This window comes from Glutamicibacter sp. X7 (assembly GCF_054889245.1).
Genome location: NZ_CM142678.1, coordinates 701,641 through 726,051, shown reverse-complemented (window position 1 = coordinate 726,051; position 24,411 = coordinate 701,641). Strand labels below are relative to the sequence as shown.

The window sequence follows — 24,411 nt, the reverse complement described above, 5'->3', positions numbered from 1 at the left end:
GGTGGGCGGAGATCAGGCGTGCGCGCTGATGCGCATGCCGGTGCGTTGCATACTGGTGGCGACGTGGCGCACCGGTGCGTGTTGGCCCGGTGGCGATGCCATTGCTTCGCTCATGTCTCCTCCTCGTTTCTCGTCACACGAGGGAGTGCACCGATCGGCGTCTATGCGAGGTACCTGGTAGGGAGGGTTGCTGCCCTCCCCTTCACGGTACGAGGCACAGCGCAACGTCCAAGGGCGTTGTCGGAACTGCTCCATCGTTCCTGGCGGTAGCACCTTTCGGTTTCCCGATGGTTGCTGCGACGTCGACGAGCCAGATCTCTCGGTCGCTCTTGATGGGGTGTTGTATGTCCATGGTTCGGCATGGGCGCCCGACGAGGCAAACGGCACCGAACCCCGTGCTTCACACAACGCCAATCCGCGTCATATGTCGCAGTGTCGTCATATTGACGGCCCGGTTAACGCCTCTTTATGACATGCGCGGTGAGCCAAAATCCGCGAAATTCCGGGGTCTAAGCGCCAAAAGATGTCGCGCCGGGTCGCCCGATGACAGTTCATGACGCGCAGGGAAGACGTCAGCCGAGCAGGTGAACTCCGAAGCTCGCGACCACCGAACGCACCTCGTCGAGGTAGCGCTGGGCCTGGTCGGTGAGCGGGACCGCGGCGTGGTCGATCCAGCCGATCTCGATGCGTTCGTCCACATCCAGCGGGATGGCCACGATCGAGGGGTCGAGTTCGTCGCTGATGATGCCGGTCGAGATCGTGTACCCGCCGAGTCCGATCATCAGGTTGAAGATGGTTGCACGATCGGAGACCCGAATTTCGCGTTTGCTCGAGAGCGTGGAGAGGATTTCCTCGGCGAAGTAGAAGGAGTTGCTCGCCCCCTGGTCGAAGGTGAGCCGCGGTAGCTCCTCGAGATCTTCGAGGGTCGCCCGCTCCCGCGAGGCCAGCGGGTTGCTACGCGAGATGAAGATGTGCGGGTCGGCGAGGAATAGCGGGTGGAACACCAGCCGGGACTCGCGCAGCAGTTTGTCGATGACCTTTCGGTTGAAGTCGTTGCGGTAGAGAATGCCGATTTCACTGCGTAGTGTGCGGACATCTTCGATGATGTCCTCGGTGCGTGTCTCGCGCAGCGAGAACTCGTACTGCTCGGCCCCGCTGGCCTGGACCATCTTCACGAAGGCATCGACGGCGAAAGAATAGTGCTGGGTGGAGATCCCGAGGAGGCGGGGTGCCGGCGGCCGGTCGAGATAGCGCTGTTCGAGCAGTTCGACCTGTTCGAGTACCTGCCGGGCGTAGCCGAGGAATTCCCCGCCCTCGACGGTCAGTGCCACGCCCCGCGCGGAGCGGACCAGAAGTCTGCGCCCCACCCGGGTTTCGAGTTCCTTCATCGCCGCGGACATCGTTGGCTGTGCGACGTAGAGCAGGTCGGCGGCCGCGGAGATCGACCCCTCGGAGGCAACCGTGAGGAAATAGCGCAGCTGTTGCAGCGTGAGACCGTTCACTCCTTGAGCCATAGATTTAGTCTATACGAATCCATAGTCACGTCGAGTTACCTGATATCCGCCGATTCCCTGCATGATTGACGAAACGACTTCCCCCGGCCTTACTTCAGGCCCCCTAGCACCAGATTGGCCGCCATGGCACACGCGTTTACCTTTAGCATCAGCACCACTGACTTCGACGAGCACTACACCCCGTCGGCGAGCTCGCGCATTACGACGAACTTCGCCAACCTGGCCCGCGGTGAGAACCGCCAGGAGAACCTGCGCAACGCGTTGACGATGATCAACCGCCGTTTCAACGCGCTGGCACACTGGGACAACCCGGACGGGGACCGCTACGCCCTCGAACTGAAGATCATCTCGGCCAATGTGCACTTCACCTCCAACGACGGGCCTCAGCAGTTCCCGCTGCTCGAGGTGCTCGATACCTGGATTCTCGATAAGCAGACCGGCACCCGGACCCACGGCATCGTCGGTAATAACTTCTCCTCCTACGTACGCGACTATGACTTCAGCGTGGTCCTGCCCGCCGCGGTCGACGAGTCGGGCACCCCGGCGCTCCCGCAGGATTTCGGTGACCTGCACGGTCAGCTCTTCCAGCACTTCCTCGACTCCGAGGCCTACCAGGAGCGCTTCGCGCAACTACCGGTGATTTGCATCAGCGTCTCCACCTCCAAGACCTACCGCCGCACGGGCAATAGCCACCCGGTATTGGGTCTTGAGTACCAGCAGGAAGACTACTCGCTCACCGACGCGTACTTCGCGAAGATGGGTCTGCGGGTGCGCTACTTCATGCCTGCCGGCAGCGTCGCACCACTGGCCTTCTACTTCCGTGGCGACCTGCTCAACGACTACACCAACCTGCAGCTGATCAGCACCATCAGCACCATGGAGACGTTCCAGAAGATCTACCGCCCCGAGATCTACAATGCGAACTCGGCCGCGCCGGCGGTCTACCGCCCCAGCCTGAGCGCACATGATTTCTCGCGGACCCTGATCTCCTACGATCGCGAGGAGCGCACCCGTCTCGGGGCGACGCAGGGCCGGTACACCGAGGAGCACTTCATCACGCCGAACCGCGAACTACTCGAACAGTGGGCCGCCGCCTACCCGACTCCCGTCGCTTAAAGATCCAAGGACGCACCATGACTAACAAGTTACTTCCGACCTCGATCGTCGGCAGCCTACCCAAGCCCTCCTGGTTGGCTCAGCCCGAGACGCTCTGGTCCCCCTGGAAACTCGAGGGTAGCGAACTGCGCGAAGGCAAGTACGATGCCATGCGCGCGGCCGTGCTGGAGCAGACCCACCGTGGCATCGACATCATTAGCGACGGCGAACAAAGCCGCCAGCACTTCGTCACGACCTTCATCGAGCACCTGACCGGGGTTGATTTTGACAAGCGCGAGACCGTGCGCATCCGCGACCGCTATGACGCGAGCGTTCCCAGCGTCGTCGGCGCCGTCGAGCGCGAGAAGCCGGTGTTCGTCCAGGACGCGGCCTTCCTGCGTTCCTGTACCGACCGCCAGATCAAGTGGACCCTTCCCGGCCCGATGACGATGGTCGACACGCTCTACGACGCGCACTACCGCAGCCGCGAGAAGCTTGCGTGGGAATTCGCAACCATCCTGAACCAGGAGGCGAAGGAGCTCGAGGCCGCCGGCGTCGACATCATCCAGTTTGATGAGCCAGCGTTCAACGTATTCTTCGATGAGGTCGCCGACTGGGGCGTCGCGGCGCTGGAACGTGCCTGCCAGGGACTGAAGGCAGAGACCGTGGTGCACATCTGCTTCGGTTACGGCATCAAGGCAAATAACGATTGGAAGGCGACTCTCGGCACCCAGTGGCGCCACTACGAGAAGTCCTTCCCGCTGCTGCAGCGCTCCTCAATCGACACCGTTTCCTTGGAGTCGCATCACTCGAACGTTCCGCTCGAGGTTGTCGAGCTCGTACGCGGCAAGAAGGTCATGCTCGGCGCGATCGACGTGGCCAATGTGGAGATCGAAACCCCGGACGAGGTCGCCCAGACCTTGCGGGCGGCGCTTGAGTACGTCGACGCGGACAAGCTGATCCCAAGCACCAACTGCGGTATGGCACCGTTCCCCCGGGATGTTGCGCTGGCTAAGCTGAGCGCACTGAGCGCGGGTGCCTCCATCCTCCGCGAGGAGCTTGTCGGTGCCCACGTCTGAAATTACGACCACCGAGGCACCGATCGGTGACGCTATGCACGCTTCGGCATCCTCTCTGGCCGCCGAGGACTTCAAGGCCGTCTTTCGCGGACACCCCAGCGGCGTCACGGTCATCACGGCCGATGCTGGCGACGGGCCGGTGGCCCTAACCGCCTCATCGGTCGCCTCGGTGAGCGCCGAGCCTCCACTGCTCGTGTTCTCGATCTCGTCGCTCTCCTCGACCGCCGAAGCTCTTTTGCGGGCCGAGAGCGTTGTGGTGCATTTCCTCGACGGCAACGACGTGGAGGTGGCGAAGCTGGGTGCCACCAGTGGCATCGACCGCTTCGCGCAGGCCCAGACCTGGACGCGCCTGGAGACCGGCGAACCCGTGTTTGACGGGGTGCGCGCCTGGGTGCGTTGCGTGATCGTCGATCGGATGCAGGCCGGAACCTCGACGATTGTGGTCGCTCGCGCCGTGGAATCGCAGATTGCGCGCGACGCGCAGCCGGGCGGCGCTGGAGATGCACTGGTCTATCACAACCGCACCTGGCACCGTCTAGGTAATCATTCCCGCCTCGAGGGCTGAGGACGTTCTGCTGACCTGCCCCGTTTCCGGCACCGTGCTTTTCCAGAAAGTATCGGCGAATCACAGCGAGATCTGTAGGACGCTGGAACCACGGCGCAGACGGTGACAGAACGCGGCTGCGGTAGCGCGACGTCGTTTCTAAGTCTGAGCATTTTCAAAGCACTGCTCATTCATAGATCCACGTCGCGCACACGACCCTACAACCACTTTGGTCGACTAATTCGGCCCGCTTCGGCATTATAAGAAAAGGCTGCCAGCGTTCTGGCCTTTCCCGGCGTATTAGTGCGGGCCGCACCATTCTTGAGACTTGGGACAGTTATCGTTCCTCTTAGAACATTCCCTTGACCCTTATTCAGTTCAGGTTGCACTCCTGTCGTCGAGTACACGAAATTCTGGACCTGTAACCCATCAACATAGGTACATAACAACTGGGGCCCTCTTGGAGTTCACGGTGATAGTCCTAGTCGGGCCAATCAACTTCAATTAGCATTGAAGTCACCTCATGTTCCCTCCCACAGCGGCTACTTCAAATGCATCGCTGATCCGATCACATGGATTACGGTTCGACCAAATTCTGATTTTTTCAGTAACGCATACTCATCCGCGCGGTCGTTCTCAGATGTTTCAGATGCAATTGCCTTCCAGAACGCAATCACTTCCGAATATGCTGTTCGGCTGGAGGCAAGCATAGAGAGCAGTTCGTCAAGGATGCCGTATGCGATCACGTATGAATCTACGAATTCTTCAGATAGATTCAATTCTTTTTCAATCTTTCCGTCGAATGTGGTCGGCGGGAACATCATTGACTGAATCGATTCGAGGCGTTCATATAAGTGCTCCTCTCTTTGAGGTCCACTCATATTCAATTCCTCCTCTATTACCAGTGTGAATGCCATCGTCCGCTTCATACATGCCATACCCCTCCCGTTGACGCTTTCACATAAACGTTTTGCGGGAGGAAGTGGCGGGGCCCAGTTAGCCGTCCAGCGTCTATGCCAAAGCTAATTGGTTTTCTAGCGTCCGGTTATCCCAGTAACGTTTCGGCGTCATGCCATTCAGGGATCCTGAAGCCGTTCATGTTCGTAAACGGCTTTCCATCCTTGGACCAGATATTGCGCTTCGGCCACGGTGGCCGTGAGTTCACCCCAGAGCTGTTCTCTCCTGAACCAAGCGTTGAACGAATCGATGAAGCCGTTCTGCCAGGGCGAGCCAGAGTCGATGAACGCGGTAACCACACCGTTGGTAACGCACCACTCGACCAGCGCCGCGGCCGTGAATTCCAGCCCGCTATCACAACTGATGTAGGCCGGGGCGGCATCAGTCTCCGTGATGATGCCCTCCAGCAGTGCTCCCGAGCGGGCTTTCGCTCCCTCGTGGCAAGGGTTGAGAGTTGGAACTTCTTCTTATGGCGTGGTTGCGAGTACCGCCTGCTCGATCATGTAAGCATCGTCCTTGACGAGAATATTGGTGATTCGTTCCCGGCCATCAATAGTCACCTCGTAGGGGGTGGCTTCGATCCAGTCTTCTTCGTCACTCGCACCGTTGATATCTCGAGTCGTGCGGATGATGTATTCCACCGTGCTCGCTTCGGCGCCCTGTGAGAGTATCCGAGTGTCCTCAATGACGACCTTGGAACCCGTTACAGGTACTTTCTCGAGAGTTCCAGGATCAACCCCTAGTTGTTCGCTCGCCAGAGTTGTCAATTGTTGAGCCGAGTGTTTTGAAAGGTACTTGGATTGCTTGACTGAGAATTTTTTGGTTTCTTTCTGCGCTTCCTTGTTCCACGTTGAGTCTTCGATCTTTTGTAGTTCACCGGCCAGGTAGGCGCCTACTTCCTGTGCTGTGGCCATGATCTGTGAATCTATCTGCCCATTTTCGGGAATAGTTGCCGTCTGGCCCTGCCTGTCGACGGTAGATGGTGCGACGACTGCCGAAGGCACGGATACCAAGAGGAATGCTGATGCTAGAACAGCAACCGCGGTCATTTTTGCCTTTGACACACTATTCACCTATTTCCGTGAGAACTGAATAATTCGAAATCGTAGCGTCAAATCGTCTACCGCCCTAGCAAAAAACATCGCTTTCCCACAACAATCCTTTAGGCGCTTGACTAGTATGCGGTTTTTGCACCTAGTTGGCTATGTTGTATTGCCTAGTCGGCAGTTCAAAACCAAAGCGGTTCAGCGAAGGAACAGAAAGTTGGCTCCATCGTCTGAACGGCGCTAGATCCGTTACCCTGCTGGTTAGCTGCTCACCCTGAGGATACTGGTGCTATCGATCGACCAATCTCGGCATGGTGTCTTGCGCTTGCTTAGCCAATAGTCTGGAGTGTTGCCACCGAGATTGAAATGGCAGCGTGATGATGGCTGAGGAGCGCCCCGACACGGCGCAACTCGCTACCGGTCAGTGGCGCCGAGTCGATCGCTAGTGCCCCGTGAATGAATTCCAGAACCTGCCGGCCGGCTTCGTCTTGCCCAAGTGGTTCGGGCACGTCCACTCCCGCTCGGTGCAAGGCGTGGAGATAGTGCTGCACGCTGGCGCTAGCCGCCGCGCACCACCGCGCCGCTCACGTTGCCGCCGCGCAACTCCTGTCGATTCCACGCCCGGTGGCGACACTAGGCGCGAATGATGCGTCGCTCGATGGCCGCGGCCACCGCCCCGGCACGGGTGTCGGTGCCCAGCTTCGTGTAGATGTGCGCCAGATGTGATTTCACGGTGCCTTCGGAGACGAACAGCGCCTTGGCGATCTCCTTATTGCCCATGCCCTTGGCCAACAACTCCAGCACGTCGACCTCGCGGGCGGTGATGCTTGGGGCCGGGTTGGCGCTACGACGTACCAGAGTGGCTGCCACCGTCGGAGCCAGCACAGTATCGCCCTTGGCGACCTGCCGCACGGCGGCGAAGAGCTCGGCCGGCGGAGCGTCCTTGAGCAGGTAGCCCAGCGCGCCGGCGTCGAGTGCCTTGAGAATGTCCGACTCCGTGTCGTAGGTGGTCAGCACGAGCACCTGCGGGGCCTCTGGCAGGGCACGTACCCGCGTGGTGGTCTCGATGCCACCGGGGCCGGCTCCTAGATGCAGGTCCATGAGCACAACGTCCGGGGTCTGCTCGGCGACCACCTGCAGGGCGCTGTCGGCGTCGTGGGCCTCGCCGACGACCGTGAGGTCTTCGGCGCCTTCCAAGAGGGCTTTGATTCCGGCGCGGACCACCGGGTGATCGTCAACCAGCACTACGCGAATCATGAAGCCTCCAGCGGGAAAACGGCCGAGAGGGTGGTCCCCTCGCCCGGGGAACTATCTAGTTCGAGGGTACCGCCCAAGGCACTGACGCGTTGACGCAGTCCGGCCAGCCCATGTCCGCGCAAGTTTCCGCTGCGCGGGGCCCGGATCGTGCCGGGCTGAAAGCCACATCCGTCGTCGCGCACGTCGAGGCGTAGCCGGTCATCGTCGTAGGTCAGGGTGATCATGGCTCGCTCTGCCCGCGCGTGATCGCGCACATTGGCCAAGGCTCCGCGCACGGTGAAGATCACTGCCTCGGCTAAGGGGGCCGAGAGCGGGCGGCTGGCACCGTCCACGCGCAGCTGCACCCGGGTATCGCCGCAGGGTTGCTCGGCGATCTGCTGGAGCCGGCGAGTGATTTCCGGTGCGGCGGCCCCGGCCAGTCGTTCATCGGCAAGGTCGTGCACGACGCGGCGCACCGCGTCCAGGGCACCACGGGCGGTACGCGCGGCGGTGTTCACCCGCTCGCGGGATTGCGGCTCGCCCCAGGACTGCTCGGCGGCCTGCAGGAAGAGATTGATGCTGGACAGATCCTGCCCGATGGAGTCGTGGATATCGCGGGAGAGTCGGGCACGTTCGGCCAGTGCTCCGGCTTGCCGTTCGGCCTCGGCTAAGCGTTCCTGGGCCCGCAACAGGTCATCGACCAACCGTTGCCGGGCGGCGGCCTCGCGTTCCAGGGCCCGGTAGGCGATCAGGGTGAGTAGGCCGATGCCCACAGGCCCGGCCACCAGGGTCGGATCCACATCGTTGCTCACGCGGATCCAGCCCACGCTCACGGTGAGCATCATGGCCACCACAATGCCGGTGGCCACCCGAAAGCTGAGCACTTGAAGAACCGCGAAGGCGATGGGCACCGCACACCAGGCGAAGCTGGGGGCCTTGAGCGTCAGCGCGGCCCAGAGCAGCACCACCGACAGACTCCAAACCACTGTCAGGTGGTGCGCGGCCGCCACCGGGCGAAGCAGGTAGCCGATCACCAGGGCCAGCGCCCCGGCAAGAATCAACCAGCCGTCGGCCAACAGGTCGTGGCGGAAGTGATAGCGCAGCGCACTGGTGGTCACCAACACCAGGAAGATCAGGTGTAGCCAGCCGTCGAGTCGGGAGAACTGCCCGAGGATGCCGCGCCGCGCGGACCGGTGTTCGTTGTCCATAACTTCCTAGGTTACGTCCCGGGACCGGCGGCACACTATCGTCCGATCGGCTAGTTACCGGTGGCCGCTCGCCCGATTCCGCCACGGGTGCCGCGCGGGGAGGATAGAAAGTAGTTCACCAAGCGACAGGAGCGCACCATGCGTATTTCACCGAAGGCCGTTGTGGCCTCCAGCATCCTCACCAGCACGCTACTGGCCGGCGGCATCGCCAGCTCGGCCCTCGCCGCACCGGCCGCAGCTAAGGAGCGGGTGACCAACTACGAGCTGACCAGCACCGAGGGCAATTCGAAGTTTGAAGGCATCGGCGCCGATGAGCGCCGTGGCAGCTTCTACGTCTCCGAGGTCACCGGCGGGGAAATTCACCGCGGTTTCTCCGGGGTGGCGCAGACCGAGGAATGGTTGGCCGGCGACGGCACCGACGGTCGCTACACCGCCCGCGGCATCGCCGTGGACGTTCAGGGTAATGTCTATATCGCCGGTGGCCCCAACGGTTTGGGCAATGAGCGCCCGGACTTGTGGGTCTACAGCCCGGCCGGTGAGCTCTTGGCCGCACTGAAGGCCCCGGGGGACGATGTGTTCCTCAACGATGTGACCATCGGGGCCGATGGGGCGGCCTACTTCACCAATTCCAACGACCCGCAGATCTTCCGGGTGGCGGCCAGTGACGAGGCGTACTCCGTCGAGCTTTGGGCCGACGCCGGCGAGCTGGTCGAACGCCGCGAGGGTTTTAACCTGGGCGGGATCGTGCTTAGCGCCGATCATTCGGCTTTCATCGTCGCTCAGGGCAACACCGGCAAGCTCTTCCGTTTCGAGGCACGCACCGGAAAGGTGAGCGAAATCGACACCACTGGCCTGAACCTGGTCAACGCCGATGGGCTACTGCGCGAGGGGAACCGGTTGAGCGTGGTGCAAAACTTCAGCCAGCTACTCACCGAACTGCAGGTCAGCGCCGATGGCACCAAGGTCCGGCAGATCAGTCAGCGGGCCACCGACCCGCAGCGCGTGCTGACCACCGTGGCGAAGCTTCACGGGCAAAGCTTGTACGTGGATTCGAAGTTCGACGAAGCCGTGGCCACCGGGCCTTTCCAGATCATCACCGAACCGCTGGCCGACTAAGGCCGCTAAAGATCGTGTGGGCAGGGCTTTCACCCTGCCCACACGATTTAGTACGTTTTCGATTCCCGGCCAGAATCGTCAGAAGGTTGGAGTACCTCTAATTACGCAGATCGTCCAACAATTCCTTCGCTGACGGTTCCTCAAGGAGGAAGTATAGGTAGACCCTCCAGAGCATAGAATCCACCGTCTCTACATCTTTAGGTAGCCCCAACCGCTCGCGCAGAGACACCGCTGAAGCTGCCACGTTCATGATTGCCTCATTTTGCCGAGGCCTCTCAAGTTGCTGACCTCTCAGTGATTCGAGGTAGGAAATAGCAAGTCCACGCAGATGATGCGCTGTTATGTCTTCATGCACATTACGGCCGATAGCCTGCGACATAGACGAAACGACAGTTCCTAGTTCGGGCAGCGGGAGGCATTGCTCGCGCAATACTGACAACCGGTGTTCTCTGAACGCCGGTTCAAGGTGCCCGTCCTGAGTGTATTCTGCGAAGCTCCCTCCGCCTGGTCTGTTAGCCACCACAGGGAAAAAGCCTCCACCCGGCTGCTCGCTCTGCCAAATAGCGCGTACCAGCATTCGTGACTCGTCCCTCAGATTCTGCGTTGAATTCCGCAACGTATCCGGTATTGCGGGTGTCGCTCATGTGTACGTCTTCGTCAAATGCCGTTTCGCTGGCCACGATCGTTCCACTGTCTGGCGCACCAGCCTTCTTTTTTCGGATATCGCTATCGAGCGTGTGAGAAAACGCGCCATAATAATAGTTCGTGGCCCACCCGATCAGTTTGCTGCAATGACGGCTATTCGGCGAGTGGAAGGAGCCCGTTTCCAGATGGCCCCCGCCTGGTAGCTTAGCTGCCGCTGGCGCGATCCCAGTTTGCTCGGGCACGCACTCTACGGACTCCGCGCTAAAAATGTCATCTCCACCCTGCAGTTCAACATGCTGAGCCAGTGAACCCAAGGTATGACGCTCCTGAGCTTCAATGGTTTTTAGGTCGACACCAGACATATCAACACTCAGCCCTTCGTGTTAATGCCGTGCTCCGACGCAGGTTGCACCGCGTCAGGCTACGGCTGCGGGGCAGCATTCGCAACGCCTCTAACCAGCGCCGTCGAACATATCGTCAACGCCGCAGCCCCGAACCGCACAGTTGCACGCTTCATAATCCAACAACTTGCCTCGGAGTCAGGTTTCCCCAACTATCTATGGGATCCCGTGCACTCACGCGCACCAGAGCAATGGCATAGACATTACATAGGACGCCTAACAGGGACTATTTTTATCGAAACAGCACCAGAATAATCAAATTTTGGCGAGTCACCTCGCTCTAGCGTCTGACAAAACCTGAATCGTCCCGAAAATCATGCCGCTCATTCACTAACGGCAGCATCGAGCGACAAGCCGTTGATTTCAACTTAATAGAGTTCATCGAACTCCACCGGCGTGCAGTAGCCCAGCGTGGAGTACAACCGCTGGGTGTACCAACAGTTCACGGACCGCCAGTGTTGGTCGTCCTCCGCACTGAGCTTCCCATCGTGCGCCAGCGCGTTGGCTAGGACGAACACTCCTAAGTGGATACCGCGATGAATAGGCTGCGACGCCAGCTCCCCTCACTGCGAATCTCGGCGTGCCGGCAATTCGCGCAGGCCGCCGGTGGCTTTATCCGCGCCGCCGGGTGACAATGTGCCCATGGTCGAGATTGCGGAAATGATCCTGCCCGACGTCGCCGCGTGGCGGGCGTGGCTGGACGAGCACGAGGAGTCCAGCGACGGGGTGTGGATCGTGGTGGCGAAAAAGGGCACCACCACCCCGACAACTCTGCGGGTGGATCAGGCGCTTCCCGAGGCTCTGTGCAGCGGCTGGATCGACGGGCGCCGTCGCAGCCGTGACGATGCGACCTTCCTGCAGCATTACACGCCGCGCCGGGCCCGATCGGTATGGTCCGAACGTAACACCCAGCTCGTCGAAGAACTCATCGCGCAGGGGCGGATGCGTCCGCGCGGAATGGCCGAAGTTGCCAAGGCGAAAGCCGACGGCCGCTGGGAGCAGGCCTACCAGGGGCAGGCCACCGCCACGGTCCCGGAGGATCTGCAGGCCGCCTTGGATGCTTCACCGACGGCGGCGGCCGCCTTCGCCGCGCTGAAGTCCCAGCCCCGATATCACATCTTGCATCAGTTGATGATTGCCCGCACCGAACGCACCCGCACGGCCAGGCTGCAGAAATTCCTCGCCGACCTGGAGCAAGGGCAGGGGCCCACGGGATAGACCGTCGAGCACAAATATGGCGTTGTTCCTGCTTGCACGGGCAGGCGTCGCATAGGCTGAAGGCACTATGAGCAGCAGTAGGCAGATGAACCACACCACCGGTGGCCGCGATCGGACGATCCCCGAGGCCGCGCAGCCCGGAGCGGATGAATTCCGTGTCGATGTTGAACGCATCCGTTTCTCCCCCTATTTTTCGCGGCTGTCCGCGGTCACTCAGGTGATCCCGCAAGCTGGCTCCGGGGCGTTGATTCATAACCGGTTGACTCATTCGCTGAAGGTTTCCGCGGTGGCGCGCACCATTGCCATCGCGCTGAACAACGCCGATGAGCGCACCGTGGCGCTGGTGCGCGAGCTCGGCGGTTGCGACCCGGTGGTGGTGCAGGCCGCCGCGGCCGCCCACGATCTGGGGCACCCGCCATTCGGGCATCTGGGCGAGCAGGAGCTGGACCGGGTTGCCCGCGGCATGCTGGGGCTCCCGGACGGGTTCGAAGGCAATGCGCAGAGCTTCCGGATTCTCACCGCGTTGGATAGCTGTGATGCCACCGCGCGCGGATTGAATCTGAGCCGCGCGGTGCGTGCCGCGGTACTGAAGTACCCGTGGACCCGCCACGAGTTCGCCGGTTCTCGTGCCGAACCGCACGACCTGCCGCGTGGGGTGGGGATCACCCCGCAGATCGGGGCGGCGAAATTCTCGGCCTACGCCATTGAGGCCGCCGAAATGGCCGATGCGCGTTCGGTCTTCGGTGCCATCGCGCCGCACCAGCAAACCCTTGAGTGCTCGGTGATGGATTTGGCCGATGATATCGCCTACGCGGTGCACGATCTCGATGATTTTTATCGTGCCGGCATTCTGCAGTACACCCAAATTTCGCAGGAGTTCCGCGGCTGGCTCGAACACGGTCGTGAACTGGCGGCACTGGACACCACCCAGTTGGATCTGCGTCGCCCGGGCCATGCCTTGGAGCGTACCTGGCGTCACCTTCAGGCGAAAGATCCGTGGATCGCCGATGCTCAGGCCTTCCGCGAGTCGGTGCAGCGTGTGGGACACGACCTGGTCGACGGGTTGCTGGCGGTGCCATACGACGGCGGGCTGGACGCCGACCGCATGGTCAAGGCGTTCACCCGGCGTTGGATGGCCCGGCTCCAGGCCTCGGTGACCGTGGAACGCCAACCGAGTGTGCGCAGTGGACATGCCCGGCTGGGCGATGCGGCCTGGCATGACGTGGTGGTGCTCAAGTTCGTACACGAACGCTTCGTGCTCGACCGCCCGGATCTGGCGGTGTACCAGCGGGGCCAAACCAGGATCCTGCGGTCGCTGGCCGAGGGCTTCAACGCCTGGCTCAACGATCCGCATGATGCGGCGCGCGCCCCGCGACGCCTATTGGACTCCATCGAAGCGGCCACCGTCGAATACGAGCAGGTGCTCGCGGACGCCCCCGAACTCTTGCCGCAGACCGATGCCGGAGAGATTCGCCGGCTCGGTCAGGCGCGGGCCATCGTGGACTATATTGCGTCGCTGACCGATGCGCAGGCCATCTCGATTAATTCGATGCTGTCGGGCACTTCCGAGGCGCTATGGGAAGCCGGGCGCGGGCTCTAGGCTTCCACTTCGCAACGTCCCGCGGCACGCACCTCGGCGCGCGCCGCGATTCCGAGTCGTGTGCCAAGCCCAAAATAGTGCCGGAAGTTATAGATCAGTGGATTCCATTTCCCCGGGTCAATGTGTGAGGTCCCGGCGACCGTAAGCTCGTCGAGCACGTGCACTGCCTGGCACCGTGCGAACACGACGGCGAGTTGGTCGGCTTCGTCCCGAATACCCGTCACCGCTGCTTCGAGATGCACCGGAAGCTCGGTCACTCGCTCCGGAATGACAGAGGTGGAGGCAAGCGGTGTCCATCCGGCAGCGCCGAACTTATCCGCAGCAAATTGCGTCCCGCTCGGTTTCTGCCTCGGCACGGGGTGTGCGCCAGTCAGGCGCCCGAGGCGTTCAACGGCCTCCCACTGCGAGACAGAACAGAGGTTGAGGACAAGTTCGGGATGCCGTCGTAGGTTGGCCACGGTATGTCCCGTCGCCGCTAGACCAATGACCAGCAAATCGCCCAGAGCCCAGTAGGAGGAAATCGGCGCGAGGTTCGTAGAATCCGACTCATTGAGAGTCGAGATGACCCCGACCGGCGTTCCAAAATACAAAATGGAGGGCGTGATGCTTCGGTGTGCCGAACCGAGGTCCGTGGTCGGGCGCTCGTATTGAGTTGGTGTGTCTGACATAGTTCACCATTGTTCGACGACCATTGTTCGGTCGGCGCCGAAGGGTCCCTACGGAATAATGGGTGGGGTGAACGATCGACAAAACGGTGAGTCGCTCGCACGGATTGCAGGTGCCATTGCGGATCCGAGCCGAGCCACGATGCTGCTTGGCTTGCTCGATGGACGAGCCTGGACCGCAACGGAACTTGCCGACCATGCAGGCATCGCCCGCTCAACGGCCACCGCGCATTTGCATACGTTGGTGGAATGCGGGCTTCTCGAGGAGCGCTACTCGGGTCGACACCGCTACCTGCGTCTCGCCGACGCCCGCTCCGCATCACTGATCGAGACCTTGTCGCTGGCGACCCTTCCGGCACCGCCGACCAAGTCCCTAAAAGGCGCTCGGTCCGACGCTGCCTTACGCTCCGCGCGCACCTGCTACGATCATCTCGCCGGTTCGTTGGGAGTCGCCCTGCTGGACCGTTTGTTGGGCCTCGACTACCTCGCGTTGGACCCGGACCCGGTACTTACCGTCGCTGGGGAAAAGTGGTGCACCGGACTCGGCGTTGACCTAGACACCGTTCGTTCGCGCAGGCGACCATTCGCTCGTCTATGTCTTGATTGGACCGAACGCCGCGAACATCTAGCCGGTTCGCTCGCCACCGCGCTACTCCAGCAGTTCCATCACTTGGGCTGGGTGTCCCACGGGGCGAAGCGCCGCGAAGTAGTACTGACTGACGCTGGACGTCACGGGTTCCGCGAGCATTTAGGTATCGACTGGGCGTTAGTTCGGATGTCGTGAGTGTGCGGAGCTAGTCCAGGGAAATTACCACTTCGCTGGGGCCGGTGCCCACTGCTGCAACGCCGCTAGCAGTTCGGCAGGTGTCTGCACGACAATCAGTGCCTGACGGTAGCGTTCGGCGAGGAATCCCTCGGCGACGAAGTGCTCGATCATGGACAGTAGCGGCTGCCAGAAGCCGTTGACGTCGTACAGTGCGACGGGCTTGCGGTGCAGGCCTAGTTGCTGCCACGTCCAGACCTCGAAGAACTCCTCGAGCGTTCCGGCGCCGCCGGGCAACGCGATGAAGGCCTCGGCGCGCTCGGCCATCCGCTGTTTCCGCTCGTGCATATCGGCCACGATTTCGAGTTCGCTCAGCCCGGGATGGGCAATCTCGCCGTCCACGAGCGACTGCGGCATCACGCCCCGCACGCGGCCTCCGGCCTCGAGGGCGGAATCCGCTAAGGTGCCCATCAGCCCCACATGGCCTCCGCCATAGACTATTTCGACCCCCTGTTCGGCCAAGGCCCGGGCAAGTTCGGTCGTGGCCTCGGCGTAGATCGCAGATGCTCCGGTCGCCGATCCGGTAAAGACGGTCACTGAACGCGGAAAATCAGGAGATTGCACCCAAGAATCTTATCGACCACGGCCTTCCGGCCGATCATCTGGCACACCGAACCAACCGAAGCTCCGGGTGAGGTTCGAGACACCATCACGGGTACTACACGACGGACCGCCCCCACGTGGGAACGTGAGAGCGGTCCGTCATGCGGTGTCGAAATGGAGTCTATTTGCGGGCACGAACCACGGCGAGCACCTGTTCCTCGGCGTCCGGTCCGGCCTTAATGCCGCCAGGGACCTTGAAGAAGAACACCGCGCCCAGCAGCCACCAGACGCCGAAGATCAGCCAAGGCTCCCAGGTCAGGGCGGCCGGCATCCCGGGCATATAGAGCGTGAACAAGGCCGCGGTGAGCAGCACCGAGGTCCAGCCGATCAGTTCGCCGCCGATCCCGGCTCCGCCCACACGCAAGGGACGGACCATTTGCGGGTCGCGCTTGCGCAATACCAAGAAGGTCACCGATACCAGCAGGTAGGCGATGATGATGCTCGGCGCGCCCGAGTCCACGAGCCAACCCAGCATCTGCACCCCGAAGAACGGGGCCAGCATTGAGATACCACCGATAAACATCAGTGCATTGTGTGGAGTCTTGTACTTCGGGTGCAGCGTAGCGAACCATGCCGGCAGCATGCCGCTGCGAGCCAGCGAGTAGACAAGGCGCGAGGCACCCAGCAGCAACGAGTTCCACGAGGTCAAAATGCCGGCCACACCACCGGCGATCAGCACCTTGGCCATCAGGGCGGAGCCGAACAGTGAGCCGAAGGCGTCGGCGGTGGCAATGTCGGCCCCGGCCAATTCGCCCGCCGGCATGGCCGAGGAGGTGGTCAGCACGACCATCACGTACCAGGCGGTGGCCAGCACCACCGACAGCACCACGAGCTTACCGATCTGTCGGGCCGGGATGTTGACTTCCTCGGCCGACTGCGGGATCACGTCGAAACCGATGAACAGGAACGGCACGGCCACCAGCACGGCGAAGAAGCCGTTGATTCCGTTGTTGAACAGCGGCTGCATATGCTGCACCTCGCCGCCGATGAAGGAACCGAAGATCAGCAGCAAGCCAATGACCAGCAGGAAGATCACCACGAAGGTCTGCACCACACCGGCCTGTTTAACACCACGGATATTGATCCAGGTGATCAGAATGGCGGCAAGCACGCCGACCAAGGCCCAGGTGAGGTTTACTTCGAAACCCGCCACGGTCCACAGCGGGATCTGGCTCATGCCCGGGAAAATGTATTCCACGGTGCGCGGGAGCGCGACCGCTTCGAAGGCCACAATGGTGACATAGCCACCGGTAATCGCCCATGAACCAATGAATGAGGGTCGCGGGCCCAAGGCACGCAAAATGAAGTTGTGCTCGCCGCCTGCCTTGGGCATGGCGGCGGTCAGTTCGGCATAGGTCAAGCCGACGACGGCCATAATGCCACCGCCGACCACCATGGCTAGTACGGCGCCGAGGGTGCCGGCGTTTTCCAGCCAGCCACCGGTCAACACCACCCAACCGAAGCCGATCATGGCGCCAAAGCCCAGCGCCAATGCGTCGAAATTGCCTAGCGTCTTTGCTAGGCCCGACGATTCTGCATGTGTCGTATTCACCGCAGTATCCTTTCCATCCCCTGATGCGAGTCCGGTCGGCAAGGCTCAACGTCACCGACTCGTGGGATAGACATTACTGCCATAAATTCGAGGAAAGGATATTGCGCCGGAAACATTGCGCCGAACGGTGCCCAGGGCGGTTATCGACTGATGACAAACCTCAGGTCGGGTCGGGAAGCCTCGGGCGTTTGGTCGTAAAGATAGCCGATCCCGTCAAAACACAGGTTACCGATTTCGACGTAGTCTTCGGGATGTTCCAGAGTGCAGATCCAGCTATTGAGTTGCCCCAGTACACGCATGTCCGACGCGATCTCCGCCGGTACACCGTTGCCGGTCCAATAGGGCGCCCCACCGAATTTCGTGGACTGATTGGTGTCGAAGTCATGCGGTCCGCAGATTTTCGCCAAACTTGGCCCTGCGGTCGGTAACCGGGCCTCGGTCAGCTCTGGAAAGTAGGTACGCACCATCGGCTCCTCGGGTCGCTACTGAGTGATGACATTACCCGGCATCCCTACGGGGCCGAGGGCGGTGGAGCTTGACGGAGACCATGCTTCGGGTCACGGCAAATGAAGTCGGTACAACCATAACCGCGTGTCCGGATCATCTGGGCGTAGCGCGAAAATCTGTGAGAGTACCGCGATGCGTTCAAAGCCCAAGCCCGCGTGCAGACGTTGCGAGGCGATGTTGCGCTCGTTGGTGAAGTAGTACGCCTGCCTTGCGTGCTCCGCGATCTTTCGCAGACGAAACTCCGTCAGACGGCGCCCGATCCCCCGGTGCCGGTATTGCTCGGCAACGTAAATACCGCCGAGGTAGTAGCCGGCCGGAGCATCGCCTGCGGGTAGCGGATGATGATGGATCTTGGCAATCCCGACCACCTGCCCGGTCGGCGGAAGGTAGGCAACCGTGAAGCAACGTTCCTCCGCTTCGGGCAGCAGCGACGACCAGTTGTGGATGCCTAGAGTCTGACAGAACGCGTCGATGGCCGCGGCATCGGCCTGTTCGGCAATCCGGACCAGAGGCGAGTGTGGCGCGCTCATCGGTCTCCTTCGTTCGGTGGGAAGCCAAGCGGCCTCATGAGAGGAGCAACTGACTCGCCCATTGAGTTAGGTAACTGACCACCACGCCAACCAGCACGCCGCCGAATACCTGCGAGGCGGTGTGCTCGGAGCAGCGCACCCGCGCCCAGGAGAGCAGGGCCACGAAGAGCACGATCACCGCGGTTGGTGCCACGTCGGCAAAGGCGTGAAGCACCACGTAGGTCCCCACGGCCAGGTGGACCGAGACCTTCCACCAGAGGTTGATGAGACTAACGAGCAGCAGGCCCACCGCGAAGGCCCCGACTTCGACGTATAGGGCCGTAGCGGTACCGATCACCGTGAGCAGGGCCAGCCCGCCGACCATGGACAGCGCCGTCACCGCGTAAATCCAGTGTCGCTGGTGACGTTGTGAAACGTGGATATTGCTGACCTTGCCCCGCAGCCGAGCCACCGCGAGAATCGACCAGGGCAATAGCATGGTAAATACGGTCCCAAGAGCCGCCGATAGCCATGAAACCTCGGGGTGTCGCACGGGGGTGCTCAGGAGCAGAGCACTGCCGAGAACCACGGGCGTCAGGATATGCGAGACAAGCTGAGCGGCGGTAACGGCCTTCGGTGGTGCGGCGACGGTAGTCATGAGTCCTCTAGAGCTAGTGCATCGGTCCTGTCTCAACACTACCGAACGGTAACTCTCGCCGGGTCCATCGCGGGACTGATCCTCGGCTCGCGGCTGGCTTGCGCGGCGGCTAGGCTGGCCCCATGCGGACCTGGCATGTACCATCCCCAATGTGTGGGGACGCGGTGTTCGACCAGTTGGTCTCCTATGTGCACGGCGGCGACTACCTCTTACATGGTTCGCGCACCACAGGGTTGCGCGTCCTTGAACCGCGCGCTCCCATTGACTTCAGTGTCGATGACTTCTCGAAGACAACGGCGGTCTACGCGACCGAGGATCCCACATGGGCCATGGGCTATGCGCTGCGCACGGCGGAATCCAGCCCCTTTCTTAACGCCTGCTTCTACCCCGCTGCTCGTGCCGGGCAGTGGTCGGCACGCCGGATCTTTCTCTCCTACGCTCGCACCGCCTCGAGCCGATGGCCGTTGAGTCCCGGGGTGGTCTACGTGCTTCCGGCCGCCCAGTTCCGCCGCATGCCCAGCTACACGGACCGCCAACTGGGGCATATCACCGAGTGCCAGTGGATCGCCACCGAACCGGTGCCCGTGGTCACCGAGATCCCCGTGACGCCGGAGAACTTACCGCTGCGCCCGCGGCGGCATGACCCCGATCTGGTCCGTCGCCGTGCGGCCGACGAACCCGACGGTTTTCCGTGGCTGTAAATCGCGCCACGCGTTAAAGGCCGCTGGGCGCCACCTCGAGGTGAGGTGACGCCCAACGGCGGTAATAACCGGTGACTACTTGGTCAGCAGTTCCAGCGTCTGGTTCAGCGTGGCGCTCGGACGCATCACCGCAGCGGTCTTGGCCTCATCCGGACGGTAGTAGCCGGCGATATCCACCGGCTGACCCTGTACCTCGGCGAGTTCGGCGACGATGGTCTGCTCGTTCTCACCCAAGGCCTTGGCTACAGCAGCGAAAGCGGAAGCCAGTTCGGCGTCCTGATCCTGCTTGGCCAGTTCCTCGGCCCAGAACTTGGCCAGGTAGAAGTGGCTGCCGCGGTTATCCAGCTCGCCCACCTTACGCTTAGGCGACTTGTCCTCCAGCAGGAAGGTGCCGGTGGCCGCATCCAGGGTGTCGGCCAGTACCTGCGCACGGGCGTTGTCGTTGTTCACCGCCAGGTGCTCAAAGGAAGCAGCCAGCGCGAGGAATTCACCCAAGGAATCCCAGCGCAGGTGGTTCTCTGAGACCAGCTGCTGCACGTGCTTCGGAGCCGAACCACCGGCACCGGTCTCGAACAGTCCGCCACCGGCCAACAGCGGCACGATGGAGAGCATCTTGGCGCTAGTGCCCAATTCGAGAATCGGGAACAGGTCGGTGAGGTAGTCGCGCAGCACGTTACCGGTCACCGAGATGGTGTCCTCACCGCGGCGAATGCGCTCGATGGAGTACTTGGTGGCTTCGACCGGCGAGAGGATCTCGATGGTCAGTCCCTCGGTGTCGTGCTCCTTGAGGTACTCGTTGACCTTGGCGATCAGCACGGCGTCGTGGGCGCGGTTCTCGTCGAGCCAGAACACGGCCGGGGTGGCCGAGGCGCGGGCGCGGTTCACGGCCAGCTTGACCCAGTCGCGAATTGCCACGTCCTTGGTCTGGCAGGCGCGCCAGATGTCACCGGCGAAGACCTGGTGTTCGATGAGCACGGTACCGAACTCATCGAGGATCTGTACGTGGCCGTTGGCGGCCAGTTCGAAGGTCTTATCGTGCGATCCGTACTCTTCGGCCTTCTGGGCCATCAGGCCAACGTTCGGCACGGTGCCCATGGTGGTCGGGTCGTAGGCGCCGTTGGCGCGGCAGTCCTCGATAACCGCCTGGTATACCCCGGCGTAGGAGGAATCCGGCAGCACGGCCAGGGTGTCCGCGGTGGCACCCTCGGCGTTCCACATCTTGCCGCCGAGACGAATCATGGCCGGCATCGACGCGTCGACGATCACGTCGGATGGCACGTGCAGGTTGGTGATGCCCTTATCGGAGTCGACCATTGCCACGGCCGGTCCCTCTTCCAGGCCCTTGGCGATGAGCTTTTCCACGCCGGCACGTACCTCGTCGGAGAGCTCGTCGAGCCCGCCGAGGATGGCTGCTAGGCCGTTGTTCGGGTTCAGCCCGGCGGCGGCCAGTTCGTCGCCGTAGGTCTCGAACAGTTCGGAGAAGTATGCCTTGACGACGTGACCGAAGATGATCGGGTCGGACACCTTCATCATGGTGGCCTTCAGGTGAGCGGAGAAGAGCACGCCTTCTTCCTTGGCGCGGGCCACGGAGGACTTCAGGAAGTCCTGCAGAGCGGCCACGTGCATGACGGTGCCGTCGACGACCTCGCCGGCGAGCACCTTGAACGGCTTCTTGAGCACCTTGACTTCGCCGTCTTCGCCGACGAAGCGGATGGAGATGCTCTTGTCCTTGTCGATGACTACCGACTTCTCGTTGGACGCGAAGTCGTCAACACCCATGGTGGCCACGTTGGTCTTGGAATCGGCGGCCCAGTCCCCCATGGAGTGCGGGTACTTGCGTGCGTAGTTCTTCACGCTCAGCGGGGCACGGCGGTCGGAGTTACCTTCGCGCAGCACCGGGTTCACGGCCGAACCCTTGATCTTGTCGTAGCGGGCGCGGACGTCGGTGTCTTCATCCGAAGCCGGGTTGTCCGGGTAGTCCGGCAGTGCGTAGCCGGCGGCCTGCAGTTCGGCGATGGCGGCCTTCAGCTGCGGGATGGAAGCCGAGATATTCGGCAGCTTGATGATATTTGCTTCGGGGGTCTTGGCCAGGTCACCCAGTTCGGCGAGCGCGTCACCGATGCGCTGCTCTTCGCTCAAGTAATCGGGGAAGGTGGCGATGATGCGTCCGGCCAGCGAGATGTCGCGGGTTTCGAGTTCCACGCCTGCCGTGGAGGCGAAGGCCTCGACGATCGGAAGGAACGAGTGAGTCGCCAGCATGGGCGCTTCGTCGGTGTGGGTGTAAATAATCTTGGCCATAGGTGTGGCTTCTCCCTGAACGTCGTGTGGAAGCGGGGTTAATCGCCCTAAACTCAACGTTCCCAATTTACCCGATTTTGCGGCCTTTGACACGATTCCACCGAGCCCGAGAAACCGCGGGAGATGAGTTCTCGCCCGAAATCCCGGGCTGAATAGCCCACACCGTATTCGTCACATTTAAGTTAATGGCCCATAACTCAGTCAGGTAGTTGCGTGCTAGCAAGGGCGGCGAGCCGACTCGAGACGCGGTCAAAGACCTGCTGCGGTTCAAAATCGCGGCCTGCGGCAACCTCGCGGGCCACGCTAATCCACGCCACACGCCACCCCGATGCCAACAGTTCAGCAACGAGCATGCCATCCACGGCATCGACGCCGTACTGCTCGGTCAACACCGTTCCCAACCGAGCCATCAGCTCCATTTCGCGCTGTGCGATGGCACGCAACAGCCGCGGTTCCTCGAGAATAATCCGCGACACCCGCGTGAACTCATGAGGACGCACGGCAACCTCAAATTGCTCGCGGCTGACCCGAAGGAGCGCGGCATAGATCTGCCCCGGAGTTCCGGCAGGGATAGGAAATTCTTGAAGCATGTCGAGCAAGGTGTCATGCCCGATCAAGGTTGCACTTTCCTTGGAGTCAAAGTAGCGAAAGAAGGTCCGCTCGGAAATTCCGGCGCGTGCGGCGATCTGCGCCACCGTGACACGCTCGAGCCCCTGCGCTTCCACAAGGTCCAGGGTCGCCAAATGCACCTGTCGGGCCGTTTCCGCTTTGCGTTGCGCCCGAACGCCGGGCCGAGGCTGATCACTCGCATTCACCCTTCCATTGTGACGCACGATTGTTTTCTGTCACACTCTGACAGAATTTAGACGATTTTCTGTCAGACTGTGACAGAACTTGTTTTGCATCGCGAGAAAGAGGCTCAGTGAGCACAACCCACGCCGCACCCCCGGCACCACCGGCGGCAACGAAGCTGACCGGCATTATCGGTTCACTCGCCCTAGCGGCCTTCCTGATGATCTTAAATGAAACCGTGCTGTCGGTCGCGCTGCCGGCCATCATGGAAGATCTTCAGGTCTCCGCTGCGGCCGGACAGTGGCTGACCACCGGATTCCTGCTGACCATGTCGGTACTCATACCCCTCACCGGGTACCTGATTCAGCGCTTCCGCACCCGCACGCTCTTTGCTTTCGCACTGCTTAGCTTCATCATCGGCACGCTCATCGCCTTCCTGGCCCCAAGTTTCGCGGTGCTTCTGATCGCCCGAATCATTCAGGCCGTTGGCACCGCGATCATCATGCCGCTACTAATGACCACAACCTTGCAACTGGTTCCGCGCGAACGCCGCGGCACGGTAATGGGGCTGAACTCCATCGTGATTTCCGTGGGGCCGGCGGTCGGTCCGACCGTGTCGGGGGCCATCGTCAACGCCTTTAGCTGGAACGCGATCTTCCTGATCATGCTGCCGTTAGCCGCCGTGATCCTCGTGGCGGGCCTCATCTTCATCCGGGTGCCGGACGCTACACGACGCACCCCGGTGGATATCGCCTCGGTCATTCTCAGCGCACTGGCCTTTGGCCTGTTGGTTTATGGCATCTCAAGCCTTGAGCATGCGGTCGATAACCTCACCATGACCATCGCCAGTTTCCTCATCGGACTCGTGGCGCTCGGGTTATTCATCCGCCGTCAGTTACGCCTGACGCGAGAGGGCCGAGAACTATTGAATCTGTCGCCCTTTACCAATCGCAGCTTTACGCTCTCGGTGCTGCTGATCATGATCGGCATGGGCACACTGCTGGGCACCTTGATGATGCTACCGATCATCCTGGAGTCCGGGGCGGGACATAGCACCTTGGCCATCGGCCTCATGTTGCTGCCCGGCGGCTTGGCCCAGGCCATTAGTGCCCCCATCTTCGGTCGGGTCTTCGACCGCCACGGACCGCGCCCGGTGTTGATCCCCGGAGCCATCCTGCTGGCCGCGGGCCAATGGCTGTATCTCACCGTGAACGCGGAAACGCCCCTCTGGACCTTCGGCGCGATTCACGTGGTGTTCTCCATCGGCATGGCATTGTTGATGACCGGTCTGATGTCCTCGGCACTGTCGACCGTTCCGCCACAGCACTATGGCCACGGTTCGGCGATTTTCACCACCGCCCAGCAGCTCGGCGGCGCCATCGGCACCACCATGTTCGTCACGATCTTCTCCATGCTCTCCGCACGCCAGCTCACCGCCGGAGAGCAGGCGACGGCGGCACTCTTCGACGGGGCACATAGTGCCTTCATCGTCGGTGCCATAATCACCACGGCGGCTATTGCGATCGCCCCGCTGATTACCCTCAAGCGGCAGAGCCGATAACCCTGTCGGCGGCGCTGCGCTACGCGCGGCGCCGCCTAACTCTTGAATACCAGCGGCGGGACTGGCGCTCAGACGCCACCTGC

General features: G+C 61.7%; 25 protein-coding genes, 1 pseudogene and 1 riboswitch. Of the genes and pseudogenes, 9 read left to right on the top strand and 17 right to left on the bottom strand.

What is annotated here, in order from left to right:
• Positions 1–248: 248 nt before the first annotated feature.
• Positions 249–339: riboswitch (SAM riboswitch) on the bottom strand.
• Between the two features lie 233 nt (positions 340–572).
• The gene (locus ACYU0X_RS03660; protein WP_418908468.1) at positions 573–1,514 is read right to left on the bottom strand and encodes a LysR family transcriptional regulator; all 942 of its coding nucleotides are present in this window, start codon (positions 1,512–1,514) and stop codon (positions 573–575) included.
• 123 nt (positions 1,515–1,637) lie between these two features.
• Between ACYU0X_RS03660 and ACYU0X_RS03655 the strand changes: the two genes are divergently transcribed.
• From ACYU0X_RS03655 to ACYU0X_RS03645, 3 genes are read left to right on the top strand one after another with little or no spacing between them, the layout of a single operon-like run.
• Positions 1,638–2,630, top strand: coding sequence for a DUF1852 domain-containing protein (locus tag ACYU0X_RS03655; protein WP_461902149.1), 993 nt, complete (start codon positions 1,638–1,640; stop codon positions 2,628–2,630).
• 17 nt (positions 2,631–2,647) lie between these two features.
• A complete protein-coding gene (locus ACYU0X_RS03650; RefSeq protein ID WP_461902148.1) occupies positions 2,648–3,688 on the top strand; it encodes a methionine synthase in 1,041 nt (346 codons plus the stop codon).
• A 34-nt stretch (positions 3,689–3,722) separates the two neighbouring features.
• Positions 3,723–4,253 carry a flavin reductase family protein gene (locus tag ACYU0X_RS03645; protein ID WP_461902773.1) on the top strand — a complete coding sequence of 177 codons (531 nt, stop codon included), beginning with the start codon at positions 3,723–3,725 and terminating at the stop codon, positions 4,251–4,253.
• Between the two features lie 521 nt (positions 4,254–4,774).
• On the opposite strand, the gene ACYU0X_RS03640 is transcribed toward ACYU0X_RS03645, so the two are convergent.
• The 6 genes and pseudogenes from ACYU0X_RS03640 to ACYU0X_RS03615 form a co-directional block, all read right to left on the bottom strand.
• Complete coding sequence (locus tag ACYU0X_RS03640) at positions 4,775–5,149, bottom strand: hypothetical protein (protein WP_461902147.1); 375 nt, start codon at positions 5,147–5,149, stop codon at positions 4,775–4,777.
• Positions 5,150–5,243: 94 nt separating this feature from the next.
• Positions 5,244–5,602 (bottom strand): annotated as a pseudogene (locus ACYU0X_RS03635) (integrase core domain-containing protein); the annotation flags it as partial.
• A gap of 54 nt (positions 5,603–5,656) precedes the next feature.
• Complete coding sequence (locus ACYU0X_RS03630; protein WP_461902146.1) at positions 5,657–6,253, bottom strand: hypothetical protein; 597 nt, start codon at positions 6,251–6,253, stop codon at positions 5,657–5,659.
• Positions 6,254–6,564: 311 nt separating this feature from the next.
• The gene (locus ACYU0X_RS03625) at positions 6,565–6,744 is read right to left on the bottom strand and encodes a hypothetical protein (RefSeq protein WP_461902145.1); all 180 of its coding nucleotides are present in this window, start codon (positions 6,742–6,744) and stop codon (positions 6,565–6,567) included.
• A 124-nt stretch (positions 6,745–6,868) separates the two neighbouring features.
• Positions 6,869–7,492, bottom strand: coding sequence for a response regulator (locus ACYU0X_RS03620; protein WP_461902144.1), 624 nt, complete (start codon positions 7,490–7,492; stop codon positions 6,869–6,871).
• The gene (locus ACYU0X_RS03615) at positions 7,489–8,679 is read right to left on the bottom strand and encodes a sensor histidine kinase (RefSeq protein ID WP_461902143.1); all 1,191 of its coding nucleotides are present in this window, start codon (positions 8,677–8,679) and stop codon (positions 7,489–7,491) included. The genes ACYU0X_RS03620 and ACYU0X_RS03615 overlap by 4 nt, the downstream gene beginning before the upstream one ends.
• 138 nt (positions 8,680–8,817) lie before the next feature.
• On the opposite strand from ACYU0X_RS03615, the gene ACYU0X_RS03610 reads away from it, so the two are divergent.
• Positions 8,818–9,795 (top strand): SMP-30/gluconolactonase/LRE family protein, encoded by a 978-nt coding sequence (locus ACYU0X_RS03610; RefSeq protein ID WP_418908454.1) that lies wholly within the window; start codon positions 8,818–8,820, stop codon positions 9,793–9,795.
• Between the two features lie 512 nt (positions 9,796–10,307).
• Here ACYU0X_RS03610 and ACYU0X_RS03605 read toward each other — a convergent pair.
• Together ACYU0X_RS03605 and ACYU0X_RS03600 are read right to left on the bottom strand one after the other, a co-directional pair.
• Entirely contained in the window at positions 10,308–10,802 is a 495-nt protein-coding gene (locus ACYU0X_RS03605; protein WP_461902142.1) for a hypothetical protein, read from the bottom strand.
• Positions 10,803–11,209: 407 nt separating this feature from the next.
• Positions 11,210–11,359 carry a hypothetical protein gene (locus ACYU0X_RS03600; RefSeq protein ID WP_461902141.1) on the bottom strand — a complete coding sequence of 50 codons (150 nt, stop codon included), beginning with the start codon at positions 11,357–11,359 and terminating at the stop codon, positions 11,210–11,212.
• Between the two features lie 124 nt (positions 11,360–11,483).
• On the opposite strand from ACYU0X_RS03600, the gene ACYU0X_RS03595 reads away from it, so the two are divergent.
• Both ACYU0X_RS03595 and ACYU0X_RS03590 read left to right on the top strand, forming a co-directional pair.
• The gene (locus tag ACYU0X_RS03595; protein WP_461902140.1) at positions 11,484–12,059 is read left to right on the top strand and encodes a YdeI/OmpD-associated family protein; all 576 of its coding nucleotides are present in this window, start codon (positions 11,484–11,486) and stop codon (positions 12,057–12,059) included.
• Positions 12,060–12,126: 67 nt separating this feature from the next.
• Positions 12,127–13,659 carry a deoxyguanosinetriphosphate triphosphohydrolase family protein gene (locus ACYU0X_RS03590; protein WP_461902139.1) on the top strand — a complete coding sequence of 511 codons (1,533 nt, stop codon included), beginning with the start codon at positions 12,127–12,129 and terminating at the stop codon, positions 13,657–13,659.
• Here the strand turns inward: ACYU0X_RS03590 and ACYU0X_RS03585 are convergent.
• A complete protein-coding gene (locus ACYU0X_RS03585; protein WP_461902138.1) occupies positions 13,656–14,327 on the bottom strand; it encodes a flavin reductase family protein in 672 nt (223 codons plus the stop codon). The two genes, ACYU0X_RS03590 and ACYU0X_RS03585, sit on opposite strands and share 4 nt — an antisense overlap.
• A 67-nt stretch (positions 14,328–14,394) precedes the next feature.
• On the opposite strand from ACYU0X_RS03585, the gene ACYU0X_RS03580 reads away from it, so the two are divergent.
• Positions 14,395–15,108, top strand: a complete 714-nt coding sequence (locus tag ACYU0X_RS03580; RefSeq protein ID WP_461902137.1) for an ArsR/SmtB family transcription factor — start codon at positions 14,395–14,397, stop codon at positions 15,106–15,108.
• A 24-nt stretch (positions 15,109–15,132) separates the two neighbouring features.
• On the opposite strand, the gene ACYU0X_RS03575 is transcribed toward ACYU0X_RS03580, so the two are convergent.
• The 5 genes from ACYU0X_RS03575 to ACYU0X_RS03555 all read right to left on the bottom strand — a co-directional run bounded on the left by ACYU0X_RS03575 (position 15,133) and on the right by ACYU0X_RS03555 (position 18,976).
• Complete coding sequence (locus ACYU0X_RS03575; RefSeq protein ID WP_461902136.1) at positions 15,133–15,711, bottom strand: LOG family protein; 579 nt, start codon at positions 15,709–15,711, stop codon at positions 15,133–15,135.
• Between the two features lie 160 nt (positions 15,712–15,871).
• Positions 15,872–17,302: an APC family permease gene (locus ACYU0X_RS03570; RefSeq protein ID WP_459274946.1), complete on the bottom strand. Its 1,431-nt coding sequence runs from the start codon at positions 17,300–17,302 to the stop codon at positions 15,872–15,874.
• 140 nt (positions 17,303–17,442) lie between these two features.
• A complete protein-coding gene (locus ACYU0X_RS03565) occupies positions 17,443–17,766 on the bottom strand; it encodes a hypothetical protein (RefSeq protein ID WP_461902135.1) in 324 nt (107 codons plus the stop codon).
• 93 nt (positions 17,767–17,859) lie between these two features.
• Positions 17,860–18,339: a GNAT family N-acetyltransferase gene (locus ACYU0X_RS03560; protein ID WP_418908444.1), complete on the bottom strand. Its 480-nt coding sequence runs from the start codon at positions 18,337–18,339 to the stop codon at positions 17,860–17,862.
• 34 nt (positions 18,340–18,373) lie between these two features.
• Positions 18,374–18,976 (bottom strand): hypothetical protein, encoded by a 603-nt coding sequence (locus tag ACYU0X_RS03555; protein ID WP_418908443.1) that lies wholly within the window; start codon positions 18,974–18,976, stop codon positions 18,374–18,376.
• 122 nt (positions 18,977–19,098) lie between these two features.
• On the opposite strand from ACYU0X_RS03555, the gene ACYU0X_RS03550 reads away from it, so the two are divergent.
• A complete protein-coding gene (locus ACYU0X_RS03550) occupies positions 19,099–19,677 on the top strand; it encodes a hypothetical protein (RefSeq protein WP_418908442.1) in 579 nt (192 codons plus the stop codon).
• A 75-nt stretch (positions 19,678–19,752) separates the two neighbouring features.
• On the opposite strand, the gene ACYU0X_RS03545 is transcribed toward ACYU0X_RS03550, so the two are convergent.
• Together ACYU0X_RS03545 and ACYU0X_RS03540 are read right to left on the bottom strand one after the other, a co-directional pair.
• The gene (locus tag ACYU0X_RS03545; protein ID WP_418908441.1) at positions 19,753–21,975 is read right to left on the bottom strand and encodes an NADP-dependent isocitrate dehydrogenase; all 2,223 of its coding nucleotides are present in this window, start codon (positions 21,973–21,975) and stop codon (positions 19,753–19,755) included.
• Between the two features lie 197 nt (positions 21,976–22,172).
• Positions 22,173–22,790 (bottom strand): TetR/AcrR family transcriptional regulator, encoded by a 618-nt coding sequence (locus tag ACYU0X_RS03540; protein ID WP_418908440.1) that lies wholly within the window; start codon positions 22,788–22,790, stop codon positions 22,173–22,175.
• Between the two features lie 107 nt (positions 22,791–22,897).
• Between ACYU0X_RS03540 and ACYU0X_RS03535 the strand changes: the two genes are divergently transcribed.
• Positions 22,898–24,328, top strand: a complete 1,431-nt coding sequence (locus ACYU0X_RS03535) for an MDR family MFS transporter (RefSeq protein ID WP_461902134.1) — start codon at positions 22,898–22,900, stop codon at positions 24,326–24,328.
• Positions 24,329–24,411 lie beyond the last annotated feature (83 nt).

Bases quoted from the DNA above. Each gene is read 5' to 3' on its own strand.
- ACYU0X_RS03615 (WP_461902143.1), bottom strand. From the start codon at position 8,679: ATGGACAACGAACACCGGTCCGCGCGGCGCGGCATCCTCGGGCAGTTC.
- ACYU0X_RS03620 (WP_461902144.1), bottom strand. From the start codon at position 7,492: ATGATTCGCGTAGTGCTGGTTGACGATCACCCGGTGGTCCGCGCCGGA.
- ACYU0X_RS03605 (WP_461902142.1), bottom strand. From the start codon at position 10,802: ATGTCTGGTGTCGACCTAAAAACCATTGAAGCTCAGGAGCGTCATACC.
- ACYU0X_RS03655 (WP_461902149.1), top strand. From the start codon at position 1,638: ATGGCACACGCGTTTACCTTTAGCATCAGCACCACTGACTTCGACGAG.
- ACYU0X_RS03650 (WP_461902148.1), top strand. From the start codon at position 2,648: ATGACTAACAAGTTACTTCCGACCTCGATCGTCGGCAGCCTACCCAAG.
- ACYU0X_RS03645 (WP_461902773.1), top strand. From the start codon at position 3,723: ATGCACGCTTCGGCATCCTCTCTGGCCGCCGAGGACTTCAAGGCCGTC.
- ACYU0X_RS03660 (WP_418908468.1), bottom strand. From the start codon at position 1,514: ATGGCTCAAGGAGTGAACGGTCTCACGCTGCAACAGCTGCGCTATTTC.
- ACYU0X_RS03640 (WP_461902147.1), bottom strand. From the start codon at position 5,149: ATGGCATTCACACTGGTAATAGAGGAGGAATTGAATATGAGTGGACCT.
- ACYU0X_RS03610 (WP_418908454.1), top strand. From the start codon at position 8,818: ATGCGTATTTCACCGAAGGCCGTTGTGGCCTCCAGCATCCTCACCAGC.
- ACYU0X_RS03545 (WP_418908441.1), bottom strand. From the start codon at position 21,975: ATGGCCAAGATTATTTACACCCACACCGACGAAGCGCCCATGCTGGCG.
- ACYU0X_RS03590 (WP_461902139.1), top strand. From the start codon at position 12,127: ATGAGCAGCAGTAGGCAGATGAACCACACCACCGGTGGCCGCGATCGG.
- ACYU0X_RS03555 (WP_418908443.1), bottom strand. From the start codon at position 18,976: ATGACTACCGTCGCCGCACCACCGAAGGCCGTTACCGCCGCTCAGCTT.
- ACYU0X_RS03585 (WP_461902138.1), bottom strand. From the start codon at position 14,327: ATGTCAGACACACCAACTCAATACGAGCGCCCGACCACGGACCTCGGT.
- ACYU0X_RS03560 (WP_418908444.1), bottom strand. From the start codon at position 18,339: ATGAGCGCGCCACACTCGCCTCTGGTCCGGATTGCCGAACAGGCCGAT.
- ACYU0X_RS03550 (WP_418908442.1), top strand. From the start codon at position 19,099: ATGCGGACCTGGCATGTACCATCCCCAATGTGTGGGGACGCGGTGTTC.
- ACYU0X_RS03595 (WP_461902140.1), top strand. From the start codon at position 11,484: ATGGTCGAGATTGCGGAAATGATCCTGCCCGACGTCGCCGCGTGGCGG.